Annotated in this window: 20 protein-coding genes; 11 read left to right on the top strand and 9 right to left on the bottom strand. The window is 67.7% G+C overall.

What is annotated here, in order from left to right:
* Positions 1-147 precede the first annotated feature (147 nt).
* The 4 genes from zwf to CR157_RS22475 all read left to right on the top strand — a co-directional run bounded on the left by zwf (position 148) and on the right by CR157_RS22475 (position 3,384).
* Positions 148-1,641: a glucose-6-phosphate dehydrogenase gene (gene zwf / locus CR157_RS04065; protein WP_110282236.1), complete on the top strand. Its 1,494-nt coding sequence runs from the start codon at positions 148-150 to the stop codon at positions 1,639-1,641.
* Positions 1,642-1,733: 92 nt separating this feature from the next.
* A complete protein-coding gene (gene pgl / locus CR157_RS04060) occupies positions 1,734-2,402 on the top strand; it encodes a 6-phosphogluconolactonase (RefSeq protein ID WP_110282235.1) in 669 nt (222 codons plus the stop codon).
* 16 nt (positions 2,403-2,418) lie between these two features.
* Positions 2,419-3,081, top strand: coding sequence for a bifunctional 4-hydroxy-2-oxoglutarate aldolase/2-dehydro-3-deoxy-phosphogluconate aldolase (locus tag CR157_RS04055; protein ID WP_110282234.1), 663 nt, complete (start codon positions 2,419-2,421; stop codon positions 3,079-3,081).
* A gap of 153 nt (positions 3,082-3,234) precedes the next feature.
* Positions 3,235-3,384, top strand: coding sequence for a hypothetical protein (locus CR157_RS22475; RefSeq protein WP_181421948.1), 150 nt, complete (start codon positions 3,235-3,237; stop codon positions 3,382-3,384).
* A gap of 103 nt (positions 3,385-3,487) precedes the next feature.
* On the opposite strand, the gene CR157_RS04050 is transcribed toward CR157_RS22475, so the two are convergent.
* The 7 genes from CR157_RS04050 to CR157_RS04020 form a co-directional block, all read right to left on the bottom strand.
* A complete protein-coding gene (locus tag CR157_RS04050) occupies positions 3,488-4,489 on the bottom strand; it encodes a carbohydrate porin (protein ID WP_110282233.1) in 1,002 nt (333 codons plus the stop codon).
* Between the two features lie 661 nt (positions 4,490-5,150).
* Positions 5,151-6,035 (bottom strand): SMP-30/gluconolactonase/LRE family protein, encoded by an 885-nt coding sequence (locus tag CR157_RS04045; RefSeq protein WP_110282232.1) that lies wholly within the window; start codon positions 6,033-6,035, stop codon positions 5,151-5,153.
* On the bottom strand, positions 6,032-6,643 hold the full coding sequence (locus CR157_RS04040; protein ID WP_110282231.1) for a 2-dehydro-3-deoxy-6-phosphogalactonate aldolase: 612 nt from the start codon (positions 6,641-6,643) through the stop codon (positions 6,032-6,034). The genes CR157_RS04045 and CR157_RS04040 overlap by 4 nt, the downstream gene beginning before the upstream one ends.
* 22 nt (positions 6,644-6,665) lie before the next feature.
* Positions 6,666-7,634: a 2-dehydro-3-deoxygalactonokinase gene (locus CR157_RS04035; protein ID WP_110282230.1), complete on the bottom strand. Its 969-nt coding sequence runs from the start codon at positions 7,632-7,634 to the stop codon at positions 6,666-6,668.
* A gap of 11 nt (positions 7,635-7,645) precedes the next feature.
* On the bottom strand, positions 7,646-8,794 hold the full coding sequence (gene dgoD, locus CR157_RS04030; protein ID WP_110282229.1) for a galactonate dehydratase: 1,149 nt from the start codon (positions 8,792-8,794) through the stop codon (positions 7,646-7,648).
* Positions 8,795-8,809: 15 nt separating this feature from the next.
* Positions 8,810-9,562 (bottom strand): FadR/GntR family transcriptional regulator, encoded by a 753-nt coding sequence (locus CR157_RS04025; protein ID WP_110282228.1) that lies wholly within the window; start codon positions 9,560-9,562, stop codon positions 8,810-8,812.
* 127 nt (positions 9,563-9,689) lie between these two features.
* Positions 9,690-10,190: a helix-turn-helix transcriptional regulator gene (locus CR157_RS04020; protein ID WP_110282227.1), complete on the bottom strand. Its 501-nt coding sequence runs from the start codon at positions 10,188-10,190 to the stop codon at positions 9,690-9,692.
* On the opposite strand from CR157_RS04020, the gene CR157_RS22175 reads away from it, so the two are divergent.
* The 7 genes from CR157_RS22175 to CR157_RS03985 all read left to right on the top strand — a co-directional run bounded on the left by CR157_RS22175 (position 10,184) and on the right by CR157_RS03985 (position 18,078).
* On the top strand, positions 10,184-10,420 hold the full coding sequence (locus CR157_RS22175; RefSeq protein WP_146218650.1) for a hypothetical protein: 237 nt from the start codon (positions 10,184-10,186) through the stop codon (positions 10,418-10,420). The two genes, CR157_RS04020 and CR157_RS22175, sit on opposite strands and share 7 nt — an antisense overlap.
* Positions 10,421-10,501: 81 nt before the next feature.
* Positions 10,502-11,566, top strand: a complete 1,065-nt coding sequence (locus CR157_RS04015) for a LacI family DNA-binding transcriptional regulator (protein ID WP_181421947.1) — start codon at positions 10,502-10,504, stop codon at positions 11,564-11,566.
* A 34-nt stretch (positions 11,567-11,600) separates the two neighbouring features.
* Positions 11,601-12,884, top strand: coding sequence for an extracellular solute-binding protein (locus CR157_RS04010; RefSeq protein ID WP_110282225.1), 1,284 nt, complete (start codon positions 11,601-11,603; stop codon positions 12,882-12,884).
* 327 nt (positions 12,885-13,211) lie between these two features.
* The gene (locus CR157_RS04000) at positions 13,212-14,357 is read left to right on the top strand and encodes a carbohydrate ABC transporter permease (RefSeq protein WP_110282223.1); all 1,146 of its coding nucleotides are present in this window, start codon (positions 13,212-13,214) and stop codon (positions 14,355-14,357) included.
* Between the two features lies 1 nt (position 14,358).
* A complete protein-coding gene (locus tag CR157_RS03995) occupies positions 14,359-15,237 on the top strand; it encodes a carbohydrate ABC transporter permease (protein ID WP_110282222.1) in 879 nt (292 codons plus the stop codon).
* Between the two features lie 69 nt (positions 15,238-15,306).
* Entirely contained in the window at positions 15,307-16,446 is a 1,140-nt protein-coding gene (locus tag CR157_RS03990; RefSeq protein ID WP_110282221.1) for an ABC transporter ATP-binding protein, read from the top strand.
* A 138-nt stretch (positions 16,447-16,584) separates the two neighbouring features.
* On the top strand, positions 16,585-18,078 hold the full coding sequence (locus CR157_RS03985) for a glycoside hydrolase family 32 protein (protein WP_110282220.1): 1,494 nt from the start codon (positions 16,585-16,587) through the stop codon (positions 18,076-18,078).
* 188 nt (positions 18,079-18,266) lie between these two features.
* Here the strand turns inward: CR157_RS03985 and mgrA are convergent, their stop codons facing one another.
* Together mgrA and CR157_RS03975 are read right to left on the bottom strand one after the other, a co-directional pair.
* Positions 18,267-19,301: an L-glyceraldehyde 3-phosphate reductase gene (mgrA, locus tag CR157_RS03980; protein ID WP_110282219.1), complete on the bottom strand. Its 1,035-nt coding sequence runs from the start codon at positions 19,299-19,301 to the stop codon at positions 18,267-18,269.
* A 31-nt stretch (positions 19,302-19,332) separates the two neighbouring features.
* The gene (locus CR157_RS03975) at positions 19,333-20,292 is read right to left on the bottom strand and encodes a carbohydrate kinase family protein (RefSeq protein WP_110282218.1); all 960 of its coding nucleotides are present in this window, start codon (positions 20,290-20,292) and stop codon (positions 19,333-19,335) included.
* Positions 20,293-20,364 lie beyond the last annotated feature (72 nt).

The following is a 20,364-nucleotide window of genomic DNA, read 5'->3' as shown; positions in this document are numbered from 1 at the left end:
TTATGCTGACTATCCTAGCGTGGTGCGCCCCGTTGGGCCAACGGGGCGCACGTCGAAGCGATTTGTTTTGTAAGTTTACAGAAAAAAGTTGCCTTTTTGCCCTGTGATGCGCTATTTTTTTGTTAAGTTAACCAGATGGGGGCTGACATGAGTCATCACACCCGGTCCGGCCAGGCGGCCAGGACGGACATCGACCTGGCGCTGTTCGGCGCGCTCGGCGACCTGTCGCAGCGCAAGCTGTTTCCGGCGCTCTACCAGCTCGACCGCGAAGGGCTGCTCGACGAGCGCACCCGCCTGCTCGGCCTGGCGCGCCAGGAGCTCGATGTCGATGGCTTCAAGGCCCGGGTGGAGGAGTCATTGAGGACTCGCGTCAAGGCCGAGGAGCTCGATCGCGCGTCGCTGAAACGCTTCCTGGCGAGGCTCGACTTCATCCAGCTCGACTTCACCCAGCCCGAGGGCTATGCCGCCATCCGCGAGTGGCGCCAGGACGCCGGCCGCCCCATGGTGGTCTACCTCTCGGTGGCGGCGAAGATCTACGGCGACATCTGCCGCCATCTCGAGGCCAGTGGCAGCCTCGACGAGGCGAGTCGGGTGGTGGTGGAGAAGCCCATCGGCCACGACCTCGAGTCGTCGGCCGAGATCAACGACGCCATCGGCGCCGTCTTCCCCGAGTCGCGCATCTACCGCATCGATCACTACCTGGGCAAGGAGACGGTCCAGAACCTGATCGCCCTGCGCTTCGCCAACCCGCTGTTCGGCACCCAGTGGAACCAGAACCACATCTCCCACGTGGAGATCACCGTAGCCGAGCAGGTGGGCATCGAGGGGCGCTGGGGCTACTTCGACGACGCCGGCCAGCTGCGCGACATGGTGCAGAACCACCTGCTGCAGCTGGTCTGCCTGATCGCCATGGACCCGCCGGCCAACCTCGATGCCGACGCCATCCGCGATGAGAAGGTCAAGGTGCTCAAGGCGCTCAAGCCGTTCACCGACGACATGCTCGGTCGCGACGTGGTGCGCGGCCAGTACGTGGCCGGCACCATCGACGGCCAGGCCGTGCCCGGCTACCTCGAAGAGGAGGGCGCCAACACCGAGAGCCACACCGAGTCCTTCGTGGCCATGAAGACCGGCGTGGCCAACTGGCGCTGGGCCGGCGTGCCCTTCTACCTGCGCACCGGCAAGCGCATGCCCGAGAAGCTGTCGCAGATCGTTATCCACTTCCGCCAGCAGCCCCACTACATCTTCGACCCCGACCAGCGCGGCCTGGCGGCCAACAAGCTGGTGATCCGCCTGCAGCCGGAGGAGGGTATCGCGCTCGAGGTGCTGACCAAGGACAGCGGCCTGGATAAGGGCATGCGCCTGCGCCGCGGCCCCCTGCACCTGGACTTCAACAGCGCCTTCCCCAAGACGCGGATCCCCGATGCCTACGAGCGCCTGCTGCTCGAGGTCATGAAGGGGCAGCAGTACCTCTTCGTGCGTCGTGACGAGGTCGAGCACGCCTGGCGCTGGTGCGATAGCCTGATTGCCGCCTGGGAGGACCGTAACGAGCTGCCGCGCCGCTACCCGGCCGGCTCCTGGGGGCCGGTGGCCTCCATCGCCATGATCACCCAGGATGGCCGCAGCTGGTATGAAGACTACTAAGGAACAGCGACCGGCCCCGGGGACCGGTGGCGACTCTCTCAAGACCGCCATGATCACCCAGGATGGCTGCAGCTGGTACGAGGATTACTGAGATGAGTGACGCTTCCCGCGAACGACTCGCCGCCCAACTCGCCGAGGCGGTGGCCGAGGCCCTGCGGCAGGACCTGGCGACACAGGAGCGAGCCCTGCTGGTGGTCTCCGGCGGTTCCACGCCGGTACCCTTCTTCGAGGCCCTGGCGGCCCGCGAACTGCCCTGGGAGCGCGTCCAGGTGACACTCGCCGACGAGCGCTGGGTGGCCGAGGACGCGGCTGACAGCAACGCCCGCCTGGTGCGCGAGCACCTGCTGAAGGGCCCGGCGGCGGCGGCCACCTTCGTGCCGCTGACCACCGCCGACCCCACCCCCGAGCAGGGCGCCGCCACGGTGGCCGAGCGGGTCGAAGGCTTGGCCTGGCCGGCCAGCGTGGTGATCCTGGGCATGGGCGGCGATGGCCATACCGCCTCGCTGTTTCCCGACAGCCAGGAGCTCGCCCTGGCGCTGGCCACCGACGCCGCGGCGGTGGCGGTGCGCACGCCCAGCCAGCCACAGCCGCGCATCACCCTGAGTGCCGACCGCCTGCACCAGGCGCGGCGCCACGTGCTGCACATCAGCGGCGGCGACAAGCGCGCCGTGCTGGCCCGGGCCCTGGCCGGCGACGACAGCCGCGAGCTGCCGATTCGCGCCTTTCTTTCCTGCCCGCTGGCGACCTACTGGGCCCCCTGAATTCCGGAGTGACATCATGAGCATCGACAAGCAGCTGCCCTCGACCCGCACCACCGAACTGGACAGCATCTGCCTCAAGGCCGAGGTGATCCCGGTCATCGCCATCCAGCGCGTCGAGGACGCCGTGCCCCTGGCCCGTGCCCTCTACGACGGCGGCCTGACCGTGCTGGAGATCACCCTGCGCACCGACTGTGCCCTGGAGGCGATCAAGCGCATCAACGAGGCGCTGCCCCAGGCCAGCATCGGCGTGGGCACCGTGCTCACCCCGGCCCAGTACCGCCAGGCCGAGGAGGTGGGCGCCGACTTCATCGTCACCCCCGGCACCACCGAGGCGCTCTACCGCTACGGGGTCACCAGCCCGGTGCCGATGCTGCCCGGCGTGGCCACCGTCTCAGAGTTGATGACCGGCTGGCAGTACGGCTACCGCCGTTTCAAGTTCTTCCCCGCCGAGGCCAGCGGCGGCGTCAAGGCGCTCAAGGCCTTCGCCGGCCCGCTGCCCGATGCGCGCTTCTGTCCCACCGGTGGCATCAACCTGGACAACGCCGAGGACTACCTGGCGCTCAAGAGCGTGATGTGCGTGGGGGGGTCCTGGTTGACCCCGAAGTCGCTGGTCGAGGCCGAAGACTGGAGCGGTATCCGCCAACTCGCCCGCGAGGCGGCCACCCGCTTCCACCACTGAGGCGCCTGGTCCATCCCGAGGTTTCATGTGCTCTCTCGACAGCCGGTCGCTGTCCTTTCCCCCCCGGTCCTCTGGCCGGGTTTTTTTTGCCTGCGGACAGGGCCGACAGGGTCCGCTTCCAGTGTTGCAAGGGCTGCACCATGGGGATTCGGCTTGTCTGAAAAGTCGACGAGCGATTACCAGCGCGAGATCGACGGCGAGCGCCCGGCAGAGCTGATCGGCGAGTTCAACCGGGTATACACCGAGAATCTTTACCAGCACGGCCTGACCGCTTCGCCGGGGGTCATGATCGTCAACGATTGACTCCCGAGCTCACGGCGGGCAAGCAAAACCCCCGCGACCCAGGGGGAGCGGGGGAGGATCGAATCAGTAAGCCACCGCCCTTCCCTGGGCGATGTCATGGCGCTCAGAAGGCGTAGAAGAAGCGAACGCGGCCGCCGTGCAGCTCGTCATTACCGCCGGCGCTATTGGTGTATGAGGAGGTGGCCGCGAACGTCACGTTGGCATTCTCCAGGGCGAAGAACGGCACCGTATAGGCAGCATAGAGGCTGTTGACATGCGGGTCGGAGTCGCTGGAGTCGTCCTCGCGGGAGTGGATATAACCGACGCCGAAGGGGCCATAGATGACGTTGGCGCCCAGGGTGAGGACATCGTCGACATCGTTGTCCAGGTTGTCGTCCTTGTAGGCAGCGTTGAGGTTGACCCGGGCATCGACCACGTCGAGGGCGAGGTTCAGGCCAGCGCCGTTATGGTCGACAGCTTCCGTAGTAACCCCGTTCGTTTCTTCGTCGAACTTGACGTGCTCGAGGCCGGCGGTGACGGAGAAGCCGGAGCCGGCATAGAACACGGCCGGACGCACACCGGTGAAGGCCTTGGTTTTGTCGCCTTCCGCGTAGATGGTGCCCAGCTCGAAGGAGAGTGCGTCAGTGGGGTGGAAATGCGCGGCGAACTGGCCGCCATCATCGGCGCGGCCGCGGGCGCCGTTGGCCTCGAAGACCTCGACATCTCCCGCATGCTCGAGGATGGTGTCCTTGCCCTTGGGGAAGAGGTCGAAGCCCTCGAAGCGGCCGATCTGCACATCCCACCGCTCACTGCCCACCATGCCCCACATGTCGTCGGTGGCGGTATCACCATCCTTCAGCAGCAGGGCGGTGCCACGGCCCCGCACGAAGTGGTCGCCCACGCGATGCTCGCCGAAGAGGTTAAACTCCAGGCGGCCGCCCATGTCGTAATTGGTTGTGCGCTGCTTGCCGCCCAGCACATCGGTATCGATCTCGACATTGGCGTCGAAGGACAGGGAGGTGTCATTGGTTTGGGCCAGCGCCGGACCGGCCAGGGCGAGGGCGGCCGCCACGGGAACCAGCGTGAGGGTGTGTCGGGTTGCGTTGCTCTTGAAAGTAAAAGTCATCTTCGTTCTTCTCTCTTGATCCAGGTGGTTTTTGTTGGGGCCAAGACCCCGTTGCCACGAGGAGGAACCTCACTGTTGCCTGCCCCGTTCTTGGGGAGACGCCGTTCCCTGTGCTTCGCACTGCCGGGGCAAGACGAAGCGGCGACTCCGGAAAGTTGTGAGTCTGCTATCTAGTAAACTTTACAAACAATCATGCATGGCAGGCTGCCAGGGCAGGCTGCGAAGGAAGTGAAGTGGAAGCTCGGTGATGCTTAGCAGGTTCATGATTTTACGCTAACTTTGTAAAAAAGTTGTTCTGGTTTTTCAGTTCGATGCCGTCGCCAAAAGTAATCGTTTACGACGGGTCTTGCAAATCCTCCGACGTAAATTTACGGAATATGCCTAACCCCTCAGTGGCATCGATCCCAGGGCCGAGCTCGCCTCTCGACCGTGCATGGGCTGAAGCGAGACGCCTTGAATAGCCTAACGGCGGGCACTGACCTGCACCTCCATCTTTGTATCTGATATTTCTGCTCATCTCAAACGGGGTCTTTGTCTACGACTAATGTCTAGTGTAATGAGTGAAGAGCTCGGGAGAACCGGGCGGCTCGCAGAGGCACTGGCCCTATGAAGGAACGCCCGCCTGCCTCGGAGTGAGCGTTTTCGGTGCCTAGAGAGAAGGTTACGCGAGTCGCAGAGGCGGCTCGGCGAGGCCGCGGACGCCCACCTCGGCCACGAACAGTCCGCCGGCCAGGGGCTGCCCGGCCAGCTCGATGGCGGTGAGGTGCTCCCGAGCGGTGCTGATATAGAGCCGGTCGAGTTGGGGGCCGGCGAAGGCGGGGCACGAGGGCTGGGAGACCGGTAGGCACACCTCGCCGACCACGCGGCCGTCGTGGTCCAGGCGGACGATCCTGCCGGCGCCCCACAGGGCGAGCCACAGGTGGCCCTCGCTATCCACCACGGCGCCGTCGGGATTGCCGGCGTGGGCCGAGAAGTCGGCCCAGGGCGCCGGGTCGCCCACCGGCCAGCCCTGGTAATCGAGGGCCCAGCGCATCACTACCCCGGTCGGGGTGTCGGTGAACCAGGCGAACTCACCGCCGGGGGAGAAGCAGAGGGCGTTGGGGATGGTCAGGCCCGAGCGCAGCTTGACCAGCTCACCGCGATGCAGGCGGTAGAGGCTGCCGGCGCCGGGCTCGGCGGCCTTGCCCATGCTGGAGAGCCACAGGCTGCCGTGGCGGTCGACGCGGGCGTCGTTGCTGCGGGTGACGGCGTTATCGGCCTCGAAGTTGCAGCAGCGCTCGATATGCTCGGTCGTCGGGTCGAGACGACTCAATCGGTCCTCGCCCACCAGCAGCAGGCCGCCGTCCTCGAGCGGGGCGGCCAGCGAGACCCTATGGTCGAGCTCATGGTGCCCGGTGGCGCCGGAGGCCACCTCCAGCCAGTGCAGCCGGGCATTGAGGATATCGCACCAGTAGAGGCGGCCCATGGCGGCGTGCCACTGGGGCCCTTCGCCCAGTTCGCAGCGGCTGTCCACGGCCAGGCTGGCCGTCCAGGTCGGCAGGCTCATGCCTCGCCTCCCGCGGCCCGCCAGGCCGCAACGAGTTCCCGGGCCTGTTCGCCCACCCGCTCGGGGGACTGGCCGGGCTGGTAGAGGGCGCCGCCCAGGCCGGCACCGTCGACACCGGCGGCGCGCCAGGCGGCGAAGTTGTCCACGCCGATGCCGCCCACGGCATAGAGCAGGGTGCCGGCAGGCAGCACGGCGCGCACCGCCTTCATTCCCTCGAGCCCCACCTGCACCGCGGGAAACAGCTTGAGGCCGGTGGCGCCGGCGTCCAGGGCGTCGAAGGCCTCCGACGGCGTGACCACCCCGGGCCAGCTGGCCATCGCCAGGCGGCGGGTCTCCTCGATCACCGCCGGCCGGCAGTTGGGCGAGACGATCAGTTGACCGCCGGCGGCCTGGACGTCGCGCACCTGGGCCGGGGTCAGCACGGTGCCGGCCCCCACCAGGGCGCGGTCGCCCAGGGCCTTGGTCAGGCGGCGAATGCTCTCCAGGGGGGCAGGGGAGTTGAGTGGCACCTCGAGGGTGGTGATGCCGGCGGCGAGTACCGCTTCGCCAACCGCCACCGCCTCCTCGGGGGTGACGCCGCGCAGGATACCGATCAGGGGCAGGGTCATGCAGGAATCTCCTTGGTAAGCATCAGCCGGACAGGGCGGCATGGGCCAGCCCCAGGCCGGCCAGTACCGCGGTCTCGCCGTCCAGGTGCCGGCTTGCGTATCCCAGGGCCTCCAGGGCCAGAGCGTAGCGGGCGCACAGCGCCGCGTTGCCGATCAGGGTCACGACGCTGTCGCGCGGCAATTCGCGACAGGCTTCGGACAGTTCCAGGCCGATCACCAGCCCCGAGAGGCGCGCGGCCAGCCGAGCGCGCCGCGCTTCCCCCGCTGGCAACCGAGCATCGAGCAGGTCCTGGGCGCGGATACCGAACAGCCGGGCGCTGAAGGCCTGGGGGGCGGCCACGGCGTCGCGCACGGCGTCGACGAAGGCCTCGCGGCTTGCGGGATGGGTCGGGTCGTCATCGCCAAGCGAGTGCGCCAGTACCGAGTGACTGGCCAGCAGTCGATAGAGCTCGCCGGTGAGAAAGGTCTCGAAGCGGCACAGTTCGCCGCCTTCCAGACGCGCCCACTTGGCGTGGGTGCCGGGCAGACAGACCGTCCCGGAGAAGCCGGGCTCGCGGGCCGCCAGGCCGGCCAGCTGGGTTTCCTCGCCGCGCATCACATCGAAGGTCCGTCCGGAGTCGTCGGGGTGCTGGCAGAGCCCCGGCAGCAGCGAGATCTCCAGGCGAGGATCACTGACGGGAGGCGTGACCGCACCACGGGCCAGGCCGTCCAGCCGGGTCGGCACCGGCAGGTAGGCGGCCTCCCGCCAGCCCTGGCGGGCGCCGGCCATGCCGCACACCCGCACCGGCACGCGCCCCGTGGCGGGCAGCCAATTGCCGATCACCCGCAGTAGCTCGGCCTCGTACTCGGCAGGGGCCAGGGAGAGCATGCCGCGCTCGCTGCCGGCGTGGGCCAGCACCTGCCCATCGTCCGCCATGGCCCAGGCGCGCAGGTTGCTGGAGCCCCAGTCCACGCCGACCCAGGCCAGGCGCGCGGCGATGGTTGCGTTCATGTCTGCCTCCCTTACCATTCGGCGATGGAACCGTCTTCATGCGTCCATACCGGATTTCGCCAGCGATGGCCCACCTTGGCCCGCTCCTCGACGAAGGCCTCGTCGATCTCCACGCCCAGTCCCGGCCCCTGGGGGATGGCGCAGAAGCCGTCCTCGATGGTCAGCGCCGACTTGTCCACCAGGTAGTCGAGCACGTCGTTGTCGCGGTTGTAGTGGATGCCCATGCTCTGCTCCTGGATGAAGGCGTTGTGGGAGACCGCATCCAGGTGCAATGAGGTGGCCAGCGTCAGCGGGCCGAGCGGGCAGTGGGGGGCCAGCGCCACGTCATGGGCCGAGGCCAGGGCGGCGATCTTCAGCCCCTCGCTGATGCCGCCGCAGTGGGAGAGGTCGGGCTGGACGATGTCGATCATGCCGTCGGCCAGCAGGTCGCGGAATTCGAAGCGGGTGTGCAGCCGCTCGCCGGTGGCCAGCGGATAGCCGAGCCCGCCGGCGATCTGCTTGAGGCAGGGCAAATGCTCGGGGGCCACCGGCTCCTCGACGAACATCGGGTGGAAGGGCTCCAGCTCGCGCAGCAGCGCCTTGGCCATGGGGCGGTGCACCCGGCCGTGGAAGTCGATGCCGATGCCCACGTCGGGGCCCACGGCGTCGCGGGCCTCGGCCACCCGGGCCACCGCCTCGTCGATCTTGCGGTGCGAGTCGACGATCGCAAGCTCGGCGGTGCCGTTCATCTTGAAGGCGGTGAAGCCCTGCTCGACCAGGGCCCTGGCGCCGGCGCCCACCTCGCTGGGGCGGTCGCCGCCGGTCCAGGCGTACATGCGCATCCTGTCGCGCACCGTACCGCCCAGCAGCTGGTGCACCGGCACCCCCAGGTCGCGGCCCTTGAGGTCCCACAGCGCCTGGTCGATGCCGGCGATGGCGCTCATCAGGATGGGGCCGCCGCGGTAGAAGCCGGCGCGGTACATCGTGTTCCACAGGTGCTCGATGCGGTGCGGGTCCTGGCCGACCAGGTAGTCGGCCAGTTCATGGACGGCGGCCTCCACGGTGGCGGCGCGGCCCTCGATGACCGGCTCGCCCCAGCCGTAGCAGCCCTCATCGGTCTCGATCTTGAGGAACAGCCAGCGCGGCGGCACCTGCCAGGTCTTGAGTCGGGTGATCTTCATGGGGATTCCTCGGGGTCAGTGTGTGGATTCGGCCGGCGCGTCGACGATGCCCAGGTCGATGGCGGTGCGCCGCAGCACCTCGCGGGCGGCGTGCTCGGCGGCGGCCGGGTCGCGACGGCGGATCGCCTCCAGCACCCGGCCGTGGCGCGCCAGGCTGTCGTCCAGGCTCTCGTGCTCCTGGTGGACGTGCGCCTGGGAGCTCTGGATCAGGGCGATGATCGAGGGGCGCAGCAGGTGGCCCATCTGGCGCCATACCAGGTTGTGGCTGGCCAGGTAGATGGCGTCGTGGAAGGCCACGTCGTACTCGGCGTGCAGGCCGCGCGCCTCGGGCTCGCCAGCGGTACGGGTCATGCCCTGGAAGGCGGCCTCCAGGCGCTCGAGGTCCGCGGCCTCGGCGGCCTCGGTGGCGAGCCTGGCCACCACCGGCTCCGCCGAGTAGCGGAAGGCGAAGATCTCGCGTACCAGCTGGGGGTCGGGGTCGGCGAGTCCCACCATCCATTCGCTCATCAGTGGATCGAGCAGATGCCAGTCGACGACGGCCCGGACCACCGTGCCGCGGCCGGCGGTGCGCTCGATCAGGCCGGTGGCGGTGAGGCTGGCCAGCGCATTGCGCACCTGGTTGCGGCTCACCGCGAAATGGGCGCAGAGATCCAGCTCGCGAGGGAAGGCGTCGCCGGGCTGCCAGCGGCCGGCGAGCAGGGCCCGGGCCAGCAGCCGGGCCAGCTCCTCGGCGCCGCCGCCGTGGTGGGGCAGGCCATCCAGGGTCATGGGGACGCGCTCCTTACTAGTGACGATGAGGATAGCCTATTAAATGTCAGACATTTTGGCAAGTTCGGGGCGATATCGAGCCAGGGCAATCTCAGTCGGGTGATCGAGAGGTGCCGGGACGCGGCGCTTAGCCGCCGTCCCCATGGCGGCGGATATCGAGGTACATGCCGCTGGAGCGGAACTCCCGGGGCGAGAGACCGAAGGCGCGGCGGAACGCCTTGGCGAAGTAGTTGGGGTCGTAGAATCCCAGCGACAGGGCTACTGCCTTCACCGAGGCGTCACGGCGGGCGAGCAGCTCGGCGGCCCGACGCATGCGCTCCTGCATCAGGTATTCCCCCGGCGCCATGCCTACCGCCCGGCTGAAGCGGCGACTGAAGTGGGCACGACTGAGGTCGGCGATCCGGGCCAGGGCCGGCACGTCCAGCTCGGCCAGGCGCTCGGCATCGGGGGGCTCGGCGTGGAGCGCCGCCTGAATATGCTCTAGTGCCTTGGCTACCCCGGCCGGCGGGCCGGCAGCGTGCTCCAGCGCCCCGGCCCGGGCGCCGTCCACCAGGGTCGCCAGCAGCCGGTAGGTCAGGGCCGAGGCCTCACCGGCGGCAGGCAAAGGAGGAGCGAGCAGGCGTGCCACGCCCGCGGCCAGGGCGTCCAGCGACAGCGGGCCGGGGCGTCGAACTGGAGTGGCTGGTGGACGACGGCTCGCTGGAGCTGCTGCTCGACGGCGGCCGGCTCGCCATCACCCAGCTGAGCTTCGCCCAGCCGGCGGGGCACCCGCAGGCCCTGGCGGTCGCGGCCGGCGAGTGCCGGGTCAGGACGCTGGAATATCGCCCTCTGAAAGCCGTCCCTAGACCAAAGTCGTAATGACAAGGTTGTCATCCATCCTCTAGAGTTGCGACAACGTTGTCGTTTGGCGCACCATCAGAGCGCCGAGAGGGTATCGATGTGGTCTCGATCAAGGACGTGGCTCGCCTGGCGGGAACCTCCTTCAAGACGGTATCGCGGGTGATCAATGACGACCCCGCCGTTCGTGAGGAGACCCGCGGCAAGGTGCTGAAGGCCATCGGGGAGCTGGGCTATCGCCCCAACAGTGCGGCGCGCACCATGCGCAGCCAGCGCTCGGGGGTGATCGGCTTCATCTCCGACCGGGTCACCACCCAGCCGCACGCCGGTGACATCCTGCGCGGTGCCCAGCAGGTGGCCGATGCCCACGACAAGGTCCTGATGGTCGTCAACATCGATCGTGATGCCGGCTTCTGCCATCGCCAGCGGGCCCTGGACATGCTGCTGGAGCGCCGGGTGGAAGGGCTGCTCTACGCCTGCGACTACCACCGGGAAGTCGAACTGCCCAGGGAAATGGGCATGGTGCCCTCGGTGCTGGCTAACGGTTTCGCGCCGGGGGGCAAGGTGCCTACTTTCCTCCCCGACGAGCAGCGGGCGGCGCGCGAAGCGACCCGCCTGCTGCTGGACCAGGGGCATCGACGCATCGCCTACCTGGGGCTCAACCCCAGGCTGGCGGCGGCTGCTCTGCGTCTCGCCGGATACCGGCAGGTCCTGGAGGAGGCCGGTATCGGGGTGGACGAGGCGCTCATTCAACCCGCTCTGGTGGGAGCCCCGGACGGTGATGAACGCTCCACGGTGGAGGGGGCGATCGATGCTCTGCTGGCGAGTTCGCCGCGGCCCACGGCGATCCTGTGTGGCCAGGACAGCACGGCGATGCAGCTCTACCTGGCCCTGGCCTGCAGGGGACTGTGCGTGGGTCGCGACCTGGCCGTGGCCAGCTTCGATGACCAGCGGCCGATCTCCACCTTCCTGACGCCGGGATTGACCACCATGCGGTTGCCCCACCTGGAGATGGGCCAGCAGGCCATGCACTGCCTGCTGGCCGGGCCACAGGAGCCGGGCATCGTGCGGTTGCCTTTCGTACGGGTCGAACGGCAGTCGCACCGGGTCGCCGGGATGCCGAGCCATCCCTCGCTCTCCGAGTCGGCCGTCACCGACGGCCTCTGACAACAACAAGCAATCTCAACCAGGAGTCACTACCATGAAAGTTACGAAGCACGCCCAGCAGTTCAGCATCAGAATGACAACGTTGTCTTCCGCCATGGCCCTGGCCGCGCCCATGGCCATGGCGGCCCCCCAGACCCTTGAGCTCTGGCGCCACGAGACCGGCAACATCGCCGAGATCGAGGTCAGCAAGGCGGCGGTCGAGCGTTTCAACCGGTCCCAGGAGCGCTGGCGGGTGGAGATGAGCATGATTCCCGAAGGCTCCTATACCGAGACGGTGACCTCCGCCGCCGTGGCGGGAGACCTGCCTTGCCTGCTCTATATCGACCAGCCGGTGGCGCCTAACTTCGCCTGGGCGGGGTTCCTGCAGCCCCTGGACGGCCTGGTGGACCAGGCGGCCCTGGATGGCCTGATCGATACCGCCAAGGGAACCTACGACGGTCGGATCTATTCGGCCGGCCAGTACGAGGTGGCGCTCTCGCTGCTGTCGCGGCGCTCGGTCCTCGAGGAACACGACATCCGTATCGCCACCCTCGACGAGCCCTGGAGCAAGGCGGAGTTCCTCGATGCGCTGGAGACCCTCAAGGCGAGCGGTGACTTCCTCTACCCGCTGGATCTGCAGGCGGGATGGAGCGGCGAGTGGTACTCCTACGCCTTCGGTCCCTGGCTGTCGAGCTTCGGCGGCGATCAGATCGACCGCAGCAATTACCTCTATGCCGAGGGCGTGCTCAATGGCGAGGAGGCCGTGGCCTGGGGCGACTTCTTCCAGTCCCTGTTCGAAGAGGGCTATGTGGACCGCAACCCCAGCGATGACCGAGGCTTCGTCCAGGGGCGGGTGGCGGTCAACTATGGCTTCCTGGAGCCGTCGGCCTATCCGGACGAGTGGGGGGATGATCTGGTGGTGATGCCGGTGCCGGACTTCGGTCATGGCTCGGTGATCGGCGGCGGTTCCTGGCATACCGGGATCACCACCGCCTGCCAGTCACCCGAAGGGGCGGCCGAGTTCATCGAATTCCAGCTGCAGCCCGAGGAGATCGCCGCCATGTCCGAAGGGGCCGGCATGATCCCGGCCTCCGAGGCGGGGGCGGCGCTGACCGAGCACTATCGCGAAGGCGGACAGTGGCGCTTCTTCTATGACTACTCCGAGGCCCGTGCCCAATTGCGTCCCGAGACGCCGGCCTATCCGATCATCTCCAGCGTCTTCGAACGCGCGGCCCGGGACATCCGCGACGGCGGCGATGTCCAGGCCGCCCTGGACGAGGCGGTGGACGCCATCGAGCGCAATATCGCCGACAACCACGGCTACGGCATGGACGAGTAGTTCTTGCGGTCACCGACCGCGCCTGGCGGCCGGTGACGCCGTCCCCATGGATGTCCTCACTACGATAACCACCTTCTCTGAATAACAAAGGTGAACCTCATGAAGAATCCCGCCCCCGTTTGGCTCGCCGGCACGCCGATGACAACGTTGTCTGTTGGATTATCTGTTGCCGCCGCGACGGTCGTGACGTGCAGGAGTCGCTGGATGAGACGGTAGACACCATCGAGCGCGATATTGCCGACAATCGGGACTATGGCTTCCACGAATGAAGAGGGGGTCCTCGGGGACGCTGCGTCTCCGGGGCCCGCATCGAGAGGAGGATGCGCGATGCACTCGAGCATCAATGAGACGAAATCCGTCGGGCTGTCGGCAGACGCCGCCGGGGCGGGCAGGGCGACCGACTTCCGGCAGGCCAGGCGCCGGGAACGACGCTACGGCTATCTGCTGAGCTTTCCGGCGCTGCTGGGGTTGTTCATGTTCCTGGTGCTGCCCTTCCTGATGGCGGTGGGCATGTCGTTCACCGACCAGCGGCTGCTCTCGCCCAATGCGGCCGAATGGGTGGGCCTGCGGAACTACGAGCGCCTGCTGAGCGTCGACTGGCTGGTCCAGGAGGCCGAGCGCAGCGACCTGGGCGAGGTGGTGCGCGATGCCGGGGGCGAACCGGAGTTCCCGTCGCTGCGCACGGTGCTGCGCGGCGACCCGGCCTACCGCGAGTATCGGGAGTTCACGAGCTGGCAGTGGGGGGAGAAGCGCTATGTGCTGCTGGCCAAGGACCCGCGCTTCATCCAGTCGTTCCTCAACACCCTGCTGTTCGTGATGCTGGTGGTGCCCTTGCAGTGCGGCCTGGCCCTGGGGCTGGCGCTGCTGATCAACCGGCAACTGCGCGGCATCAGTGTCTTCCGGGCGATCTTCTTCTCGCCGGTGGTGACCTCCATCGTGGTGGTGTCCATCGTCTGGACCTTCCTTTACCACCGCGACGTCGGCGTGCTCAACCACTACCTGCAGGCGCTGACCTTCGGCCTGGTGGGGCCCATCGACTGGCTGGGCGATTCCGATTGGGCGATGCCGTCGATCGTCATCATGTCGGCCTGGCAGGCCTGCGGGGTGCAGATGCTGATCTTCCTGGCGGGGCTGCAGGGCATCTCCCAGGACCTCTACGAGGCGGCGGAACTCGACGGGGCCGGGCGCTGGAGCCAGTTCTGGCACATCACCCTGCCGGGGCTGCGCAACACCATGGTATTCGTGATCCTCAGCACCACGGTGCAGGCCTTCGGGCTGTTCACCCAGGTGGACGTGATGACCGGTGGCGGTCCCCAGGGTTCCACCTCCACGGTGATGTTCCACGCCGTCGCCAAGGGCTTCCGCGAGCAGGACATCGCCTATGGCTCGGCCATCAGCGTGGTGTTCTTCCTGGTGATCCTGCTGATCGCCCTGCTGCAGAAGAAATTCTTCGACGCCCGGGAGGCGAAGTGACATGACCGCCAACAAGCGACTCAAGACCCTGGGATGGTACCTGGTGCTGGCGGGGCTGGGTTACCTCTTCCTGTTCCCGCTGCTGTTCATGATCGTCTCTTCCTTCAAGCCGGAGTCGGCGATCTTCACCGACCTCTACTCGCTGCGAGCGATCCTGCCGGTGGGCGAGCTGACCCTGGACAACTACCAGGGCGTCTTCGACAAGAGCCGGATCGGCCACTACTTCCTCAACTCCCTGCTGATCACCGGCGGCACTGTCGTCATGGGACTCTTCGTCAACAGCCTGCTGGCCTTCTCGCTGTCGCGGCTGGAATGGCGGGGCCAGAAGCTGATCCTCTCGGCGGTGATCGCCCTGATGATCATCCCGCTGGAGGCGGTGGTGGTACCGATGCTGCTGCTGGTCTCCCAGCTGCCCTCGCTGGGCTGGGAAGAGGGGAGGCTGGTGCTCGAGGGGTCCTGGATGAACACCCGGCACGTGCAGATGCTGCCCTTCGTGGCCAACGCCTTCTTCATCTTCCTCTTCTACCAGTTCTTCCGTGACATCCCCAAGGACTTCGACGAGGCCGCCAAGCTGGATGGGGCCAGCCCCTTCCAGATCTACCGCCACATCATCGTGCCCATGTCGGGGCCGGTCTTCGCCACCGTGGCGATCCTCCACTTCATGGTGATGTGGAACCAGTACCTGTGGCCGATCATGGCGGTCCAGAGCGAGGCGGCGCGTCCCGTGATGCCGGGCATCCAGATCTTCTTCGGCCGCGAGACCAAGTGGGGCGAGATCTTCGCCTACGCCTCCTTCATCACCCTGCCGGTGCTGGTGGTGTTCATGATCTTCCAGAAGCGTTTCGTGCGCAGCCTGGCAGGCGCCGGGATCAAGGGCTGAGCCGGCCAACATTCATACGAACATCAGCTGTCGTGAGGCGAGACGGCCCACGACACGAGGAGAAACGAGATGGCAGATCTACAACTCGAAGGCGTCGTCAAGCGCTTCGGCGAGGTGCAGACCATCCACGGCATCGACCTGGATGTCACTCATGGCGAGTTCGTGGTCTTCGTCGGCCCCTCGGGGTGCGGCAAGTCTACCCTGCTGCGGCTGATCGCCGGGCTGGAAGAACTCAGCGAGGGCGACATCCGCATCGGCGGCGAGAGCGTCGCTCACCTGCCCGCGGCCCAGCGCGGCGTGGCCATGGTCTTCCAGTCCTATGCGCTCTACCCGCACATGACGGTGCGCGAGAACATGGGCTTCGGGCTGCGCATGGCCAAGTTCGACAAGGCCGAGATCGACCGGCGCGTCGAGGAGGCCGCCGCCATCCTCAAGCTGGAACCGTTGCTGGAGCGTCGGCCCAAGGCGCTCTCCGGCGGCCAGCGCCAGCGGGTGGCGATCGGCCGTACCATCGTGCGCAATCCCAAGGTCTTCCTGTTCGACGAGCCGCTCTCCAACCTGGATGCGGAACTGCGCGTGCAGATGCGCGTGGAGATCGCCAAGCTGCACGCCGCCCTGGGCAACACCATGGTCTATGTCACCCACGACCAGGTCGAGGCGATGACCATGGCCGACAAGATCGTGGTGCTGCGCGATGGTCGTATCGAGCAGGTGGGCAGCCCCCTGGAACTCTATCTCAACCCGGTCAACGAGTTCGTGGCGGGCTTCATCGGCTCGCCGCGCATGAACTTCTTCGAGTGCCGGGTGCTTGACGTGGCCGATGACCGGTTGAGGCTCGAACTGCCGGGCGATGAACGCATCGACATGCCTGCCGATGCCACGGGGCTGCGCAGCGGCGATCGCGTGACCCTGGGCATCCGTCCCGAACATATCCTCGAACATGACAGGGCCGATATCCGCCTGGCCATCGATGTTGAGGTGGTCGAGCATCTCGGTGGCAGTACCTTCGTCTATGCCCGCCATATCGGAGGGGACGCCATCACCCTGCAGGTCGGTGGCTTGAGCGATATCCAGCCGAAGGACCACCGTCGGGTCAGCTTTTCCCGGCAGATATGCCAGCTGTTCGATGGTGACGGGCGCAACATCAGCCCGCACAAGGTGCCCGGGGAACTCAAGGACGAGGAACCGGGCCAGGCGGCCACCGCCTGAGAGGCGGCCACCGCCTGAGCGGCCGCTTCAATAGCCCTTATTGCTCTCGCCAGGAAAGACAACGTTGTCTTTCCTGGCGGGCGGAGACACGACCCATACCGCATCGCGCGTGCGATGCCCCATCGACAAGGACCGATCATGACGACCGTAGTCGACACCCCGCCGAGCGTGCGGCGGCCAGCCTTGCACTTCACCCCGCCCCAGGGCTGGATGAACGACCCCAATGGCCTCGTCCACTTCGACGGCGAGTACCACCTCTTCTACCAGTACCATCCCCATGACCGCGTCTGGGGCCCCATGCACTGGGGGCATGCGGTGAGCCGCGACCTGGTGAGTTGGGAGCACTTGCCGCCGGCGCTGGTGCCGGACGAGCAGGGCATGTGCTTCTCGGGCAGCGCCATCGTCGACCGGCACGACACCAGCGGCCTGTTCGACGGCGAGCCGGGGCTGCTGGCCTTCTATACCGTGCATCGGGTGGCGTCCGAGGATCCCGACGACTATGTCCAGGAGCAGTGCCTGGCCTACAGCCGCGACCGTGGGCGCAGCTGGCAGAAGCATGCGGGCAATCCGATCATCGCCGGCCCCGGCTTCAAGGACTTCCGCGACCCCAAGGTGGTCTGGCACGCGCCCAGCCGGCGCTGGGTGATGGCGTTGGCCTGCGGCCAGGTCATCCGCTTCTATCTCTCCGACAACCTCCTCGACTGGCGCCTGGCCAGCGAGTTCGGCGACGGGCAGGGGCGCCATACCGACGGTCCCTGGGAGTGTCCGGATCTCTTCGAGCTGCCCGTGGAGGGCGCGGCGGAAGGTGAGCCGGCGACGCGCTGGGTGCTGGTGGTGGGCGTGGGGGCCGGTGAGCAGGACGCCTTCGGCTCCTTCACCCAGTACTTCGTCGGCCACTTCGACGGCGAGTGCTTCCACAACGACCATCCGGCCGAGACCGTGCTGCTGATGGACGAGGGGCGCGACTTCTACGCCGTGCAGAGCTGGTCGGACGTGCCCGCCGAGGACGGCCGGCGCCTGGCCATCGCCTGGATGAACAACTGGCTCTACGCCAATCGCATCCCCGAGGCGGGGTGGCGGGGCGCCATGAGCTTCCCCCGGGAAGTGTCGCTCGCAGCGACCCCCGAGGGCGTGCGGCTGCGCCAGGCCTTCGCCGGCGAGTGGCGGGCGCGGGCCGCAGAAGCGGCTAAGGTCGCCACGCCGGAACGGCCGCTGGCTGTCGGTCGCCATGTGCTGCTCGAAGGCGGGGCCCGGAGCGCCCATGGGTGGATGGTGCTGGAGCTCACCGCCGGGGCGAGCGTATCGCTGGATCTTCAGCAGGGTGGGCACCAGGCGCTGGAGCTGGTCGCCGACGAGGCCGGGGTCGCGGTGCATCATCGGCGCCGGGGCCAGAACGGGGATGACGAATTCGACACCCACTTCCCCCACGACCAGGCGGTCGGTCGCCTGGCCGGCCGGCGCGTCGAACTGGAGTGGCTGGTGGACGACGGTTCCCTGGAGCTGCTGCTCGACGGCGGCCGGCTCGCCATCACCCAGCTGAGCTTCGCCCAGCCGGCGGGGCACCCGCAGGCCCTGGCGGTCGCGGCCGGCGAGTGCCGGGTCGCGGAGATGGCGTACCATTCCCTGGTTTGAGCCGGCACCGGAGAGTGTTCAAGGCAGGGGATGCGCCACCCCGGTGGCGCCGGCGACGTGGCCGCCGGGGCGCGTGAGCCTGCTCTTCCTGCCCCATCTCAATGGCGAGCGGACTCCCCATGACGCCCCCCATGCGCGGGGCGTGCTGTTCGGCCTGAACCCAGCCAGCCGACCCGGTGAGGCGATGCTCAGCGCCGAGAGGAGGGCGCCCAGAGATTGACGCCGGCGTCAGTGACGGAATGCCGGTCGATCTCGGCGAGCTCCTCGTCGCTGAAGTCCAGGTTATCCAGGGCGGCGACGTTATCCTCGAGCTGGGCGAGGCGGCTGGCACCGATCAGCACCGAGGTGACTCGCGGGTCGCGCAGCAGCCAGGCCAGGGCCATCTGCGCCAGCCGCTGGCCGCGGCGCTCGGCGATGACGTTCAGTGCCCGCACCCGGGCCAGGTTCTCCTCGCTCAGGTGTTCGGGACGCAGCGAATCACCGCCGGGCTGGTTGATGCGTGCCGACTCGGGAATGCCGGCGAGGTACTTGTCGGTGAGCAGTCCCTGGGCGAGCGGGGTGAAGGCGATGCAGCCCATGCCCTCGGCCGCGAGGGTGTCGAGAAGCTCCTCCTCCACCCAGCGGTTGAAGAGGTTGTAGGCCGGCTGGTGAATCAGGCAGGGCACTCCCTGTTGCCGCAGCAGGCCGGCGATCTCCCGGGTACGCTCGGCCGAGTAGGAGGAAATCCCCACGTAGAGCGCCTTGCCCTGGGCCACGGCGCTGGCCAGGGCGCCCGCGGTCTCCGCCGGCGGCGTCTCGGGATCGACGCAGTGGGAGTAGAAGATATCCACGTAGTCGAGCCCCATGCGGGCGAGGCTCTGGTCGAGGCTGGCCAGCAGCGACTTGCGCGACCCGCCCTGGCCATGAGGGCCGGGCCACATGGGGTAGCCCGCCTTGGTCGAGATGATCAGTTCGTCACGATAGGGACCGAAATCTTCCTTCATCAGGCGACCGAAGTTGCGCTCGGCGCTGCCCGGCGGTGGCCCGTAGTTGTTGGCCAGGTCGAAGTGGATGATGCCCAGGTCGAAGGCGCGGCGCAGCAACCGGCGCTGGTTGTCGAGGGCATCGACGTCGCCGAAGTTGTGCCACAGCCCCAGCGACAGGGCCGGGAGCTTCAGGCCGCTGCGGCCGCAGCGGCGATAGTGCATGGTCTCGTAGCGCGAGGCATCGGCCAGATAGGGCATGGGCGTTTCTCCGGTCGGTTACGCTTAGGGCTCAGCGTCTCAGGCGTTCCAGGTCCTGGCGGTCGGGCAGCGCGGCATAGGCACCCGGCCGGGTCACGGCATGGGCGCCGCAGCGGCAGGCGATCTCCACCGCCCGATGCAGGAAGGCCATGTCCTGGTACCAGTCCCCATCGATACCGTGTTCGGCAAGCTCGGCCAGCAGCCCGCCGATGAAGGCGTCGCCACCGGCCGTGGTGTCCACCGCCTGGACCCTGGGCGGGCTTACCCGGTCCTCCAGGCCGATGCCCTTCAGCGTCACCTCGCCGGGGCCGTCGGTGATCACCGCGAACTTCACCCCGGCGGCGAGCCGCTCGGCCAGCCAGCCGTCCCGGGTATGGTCGGCGCGCAGGTAGTCGAGCTCTTCGCTGGAGAGCTTGAGCAGGTCGGCGGCGTCGAGCAGGCGGGTGACCAGGCCGATGTCGGCCATGCCGCCGTCCCAGAGGTTGTGGCGAAGGTTGGCGTCGACGCTGACCAGGCAGCCGGCGCGGCGGGCCATCTCGGCCATGGCCAGGGTGGTCTCGGCGATCTCCGGCTCGGTCAGGCTGTTGGTGCAGAAGTGCACGATGGCGGGCTCGGCGAAGACCCCGGCCGGCAGGTGCTCCAGGCGGTAGAGCAGGTCCGCCGCCGGTGGGCGGTAGAAGTCGAAGGTGCGCTCGCCCTGGGCGTCGCGGGAGACGAAGGCCAGCGCCGTGCGCGCCTCCCGGGTGCGTACCACGCCGCTGGTGTCGACGCCGTGGGTGGCGAGCTCACTGGCCAGGAAGTCGCCGAAGTGGTCCTCGCCGAGCATGCCGAGGAAGCGGCTGGGCACGCCCAGGCGCGCGCAGGCCACGGCCACGTTGGCCGGTGCCCCGCCGGCATAGGGGGTGAAGGTTTCGGGGCCCTCGGCGGCGTCGCCGAGGCGGCTGGAGAGCATGTCGACGAGGGCCTCGCCGAAGGCGATCACTGGGGTCATGGGGGTGTCCTCGATAGTGGTTCGTGGCGTCGCTGTTTGGTGGTGTCGTTGTTGGGATGCGTCGTGGTTCGG

The organism is Halomonas sp. LBP4 (assembly GCF_003202205.1).
GTDB lineage: Bacteria > Pseudomonadota > Gammaproteobacteria > Pseudomonadales > Halomonadaceae > Halomonas > Halomonas flagellata.
This window is presented reverse-complemented; position numbering and strand designations above follow the sequence as displayed.

Excerpts from the sequence above, each read along its gene's own strand:
- zwf (WP_110282236.1), top strand. The coding sequence starts at position 148 with ATGAGTCATCACACCCGGTCCGGCCAGGCGGCCAGGACGGACATCGAC.
- pgl (WP_110282235.1), top strand. The coding sequence starts at position 1,734 with ATGAGTGACGCTTCCCGCGAACGACTCGCCGCCCAACTCGCCGAGGCG.
- CR157_RS04055 (WP_110282234.1), top strand. The coding sequence starts at position 2,419 with ATGAGCATCGACAAGCAGCTGCCCTCGACCCGCACCACCGAACTGGAC.
- CR157_RS04050 (WP_110282233.1), bottom strand. The coding sequence starts at position 4,489 with ATGACTTTTACTTTCAAGAGCAACGCAACCCGACACACCCTCACGCTG.
- CR157_RS04045 (WP_110282232.1), bottom strand. The coding sequence starts at position 6,035 with ATGAGCCTGCCGACCTGGACGGCCAGCCTGGCCGTGGACAGCCGCTGC.
- CR157_RS04040 (WP_110282231.1), bottom strand. The coding sequence starts at position 6,643 with ATGACCCTGCCCCTGATCGGTATCCTGCGCGGCGTCACCCCCGAGGAG.
- CR157_RS04035 (WP_110282230.1), bottom strand. The coding sequence starts at position 7,634 with ATGAACGCAACCATCGCCGCGCGCCTGGCCTGGGTCGGCGTGGACTGG.
- dgoD (WP_110282229.1), bottom strand. The coding sequence starts at position 8,794 with ATGAAGATCACCCGACTCAAGACCTGGCAGGTGCCGCCGCGCTGGCTG.
- CR157_RS04025 (WP_110282228.1), bottom strand. The coding sequence starts at position 9,562 with ATGACCCTGGATGGCCTGCCCCACCACGGCGGCGGCGCCGAGGAGCTG.
- CR157_RS04010 (WP_110282225.1), top strand. The coding sequence starts at position 11,601 with ATGAAAGTTACGAAGCACGCCCAGCAGTTCAGCATCAGAATGACAACG.
- CR157_RS04000 (WP_110282223.1), top strand. The coding sequence starts at position 13,212 with ATGCACTCGAGCATCAATGAGACGAAATCCGTCGGGCTGTCGGCAGAC.
- CR157_RS03995 (WP_110282222.1), top strand. The coding sequence starts at position 14,359 with ATGACCGCCAACAAGCGACTCAAGACCCTGGGATGGTACCTGGTGCTG.
- CR157_RS03990 (WP_110282221.1), top strand. The coding sequence starts at position 15,307 with ATGGCAGATCTACAACTCGAAGGCGTCGTCAAGCGCTTCGGCGAGGTG.
- CR157_RS03985 (WP_110282220.1), top strand. The coding sequence starts at position 16,585 with ATGACGACCGTAGTCGACACCCCGCCGAGCGTGCGGCGGCCAGCCTTG.
- mgrA (WP_110282219.1), bottom strand. The coding sequence starts at position 19,301 with ATGCCCTATCTGGCCGATGCCTCGCGCTACGAGACCATGCACTATCGC.
- CR157_RS03975 (WP_110282218.1), bottom strand. The coding sequence starts at position 20,292 with ATGACCCCAGTGATCGCCTTCGGCGAGGCCCTCGTCGACATGCTCTCC.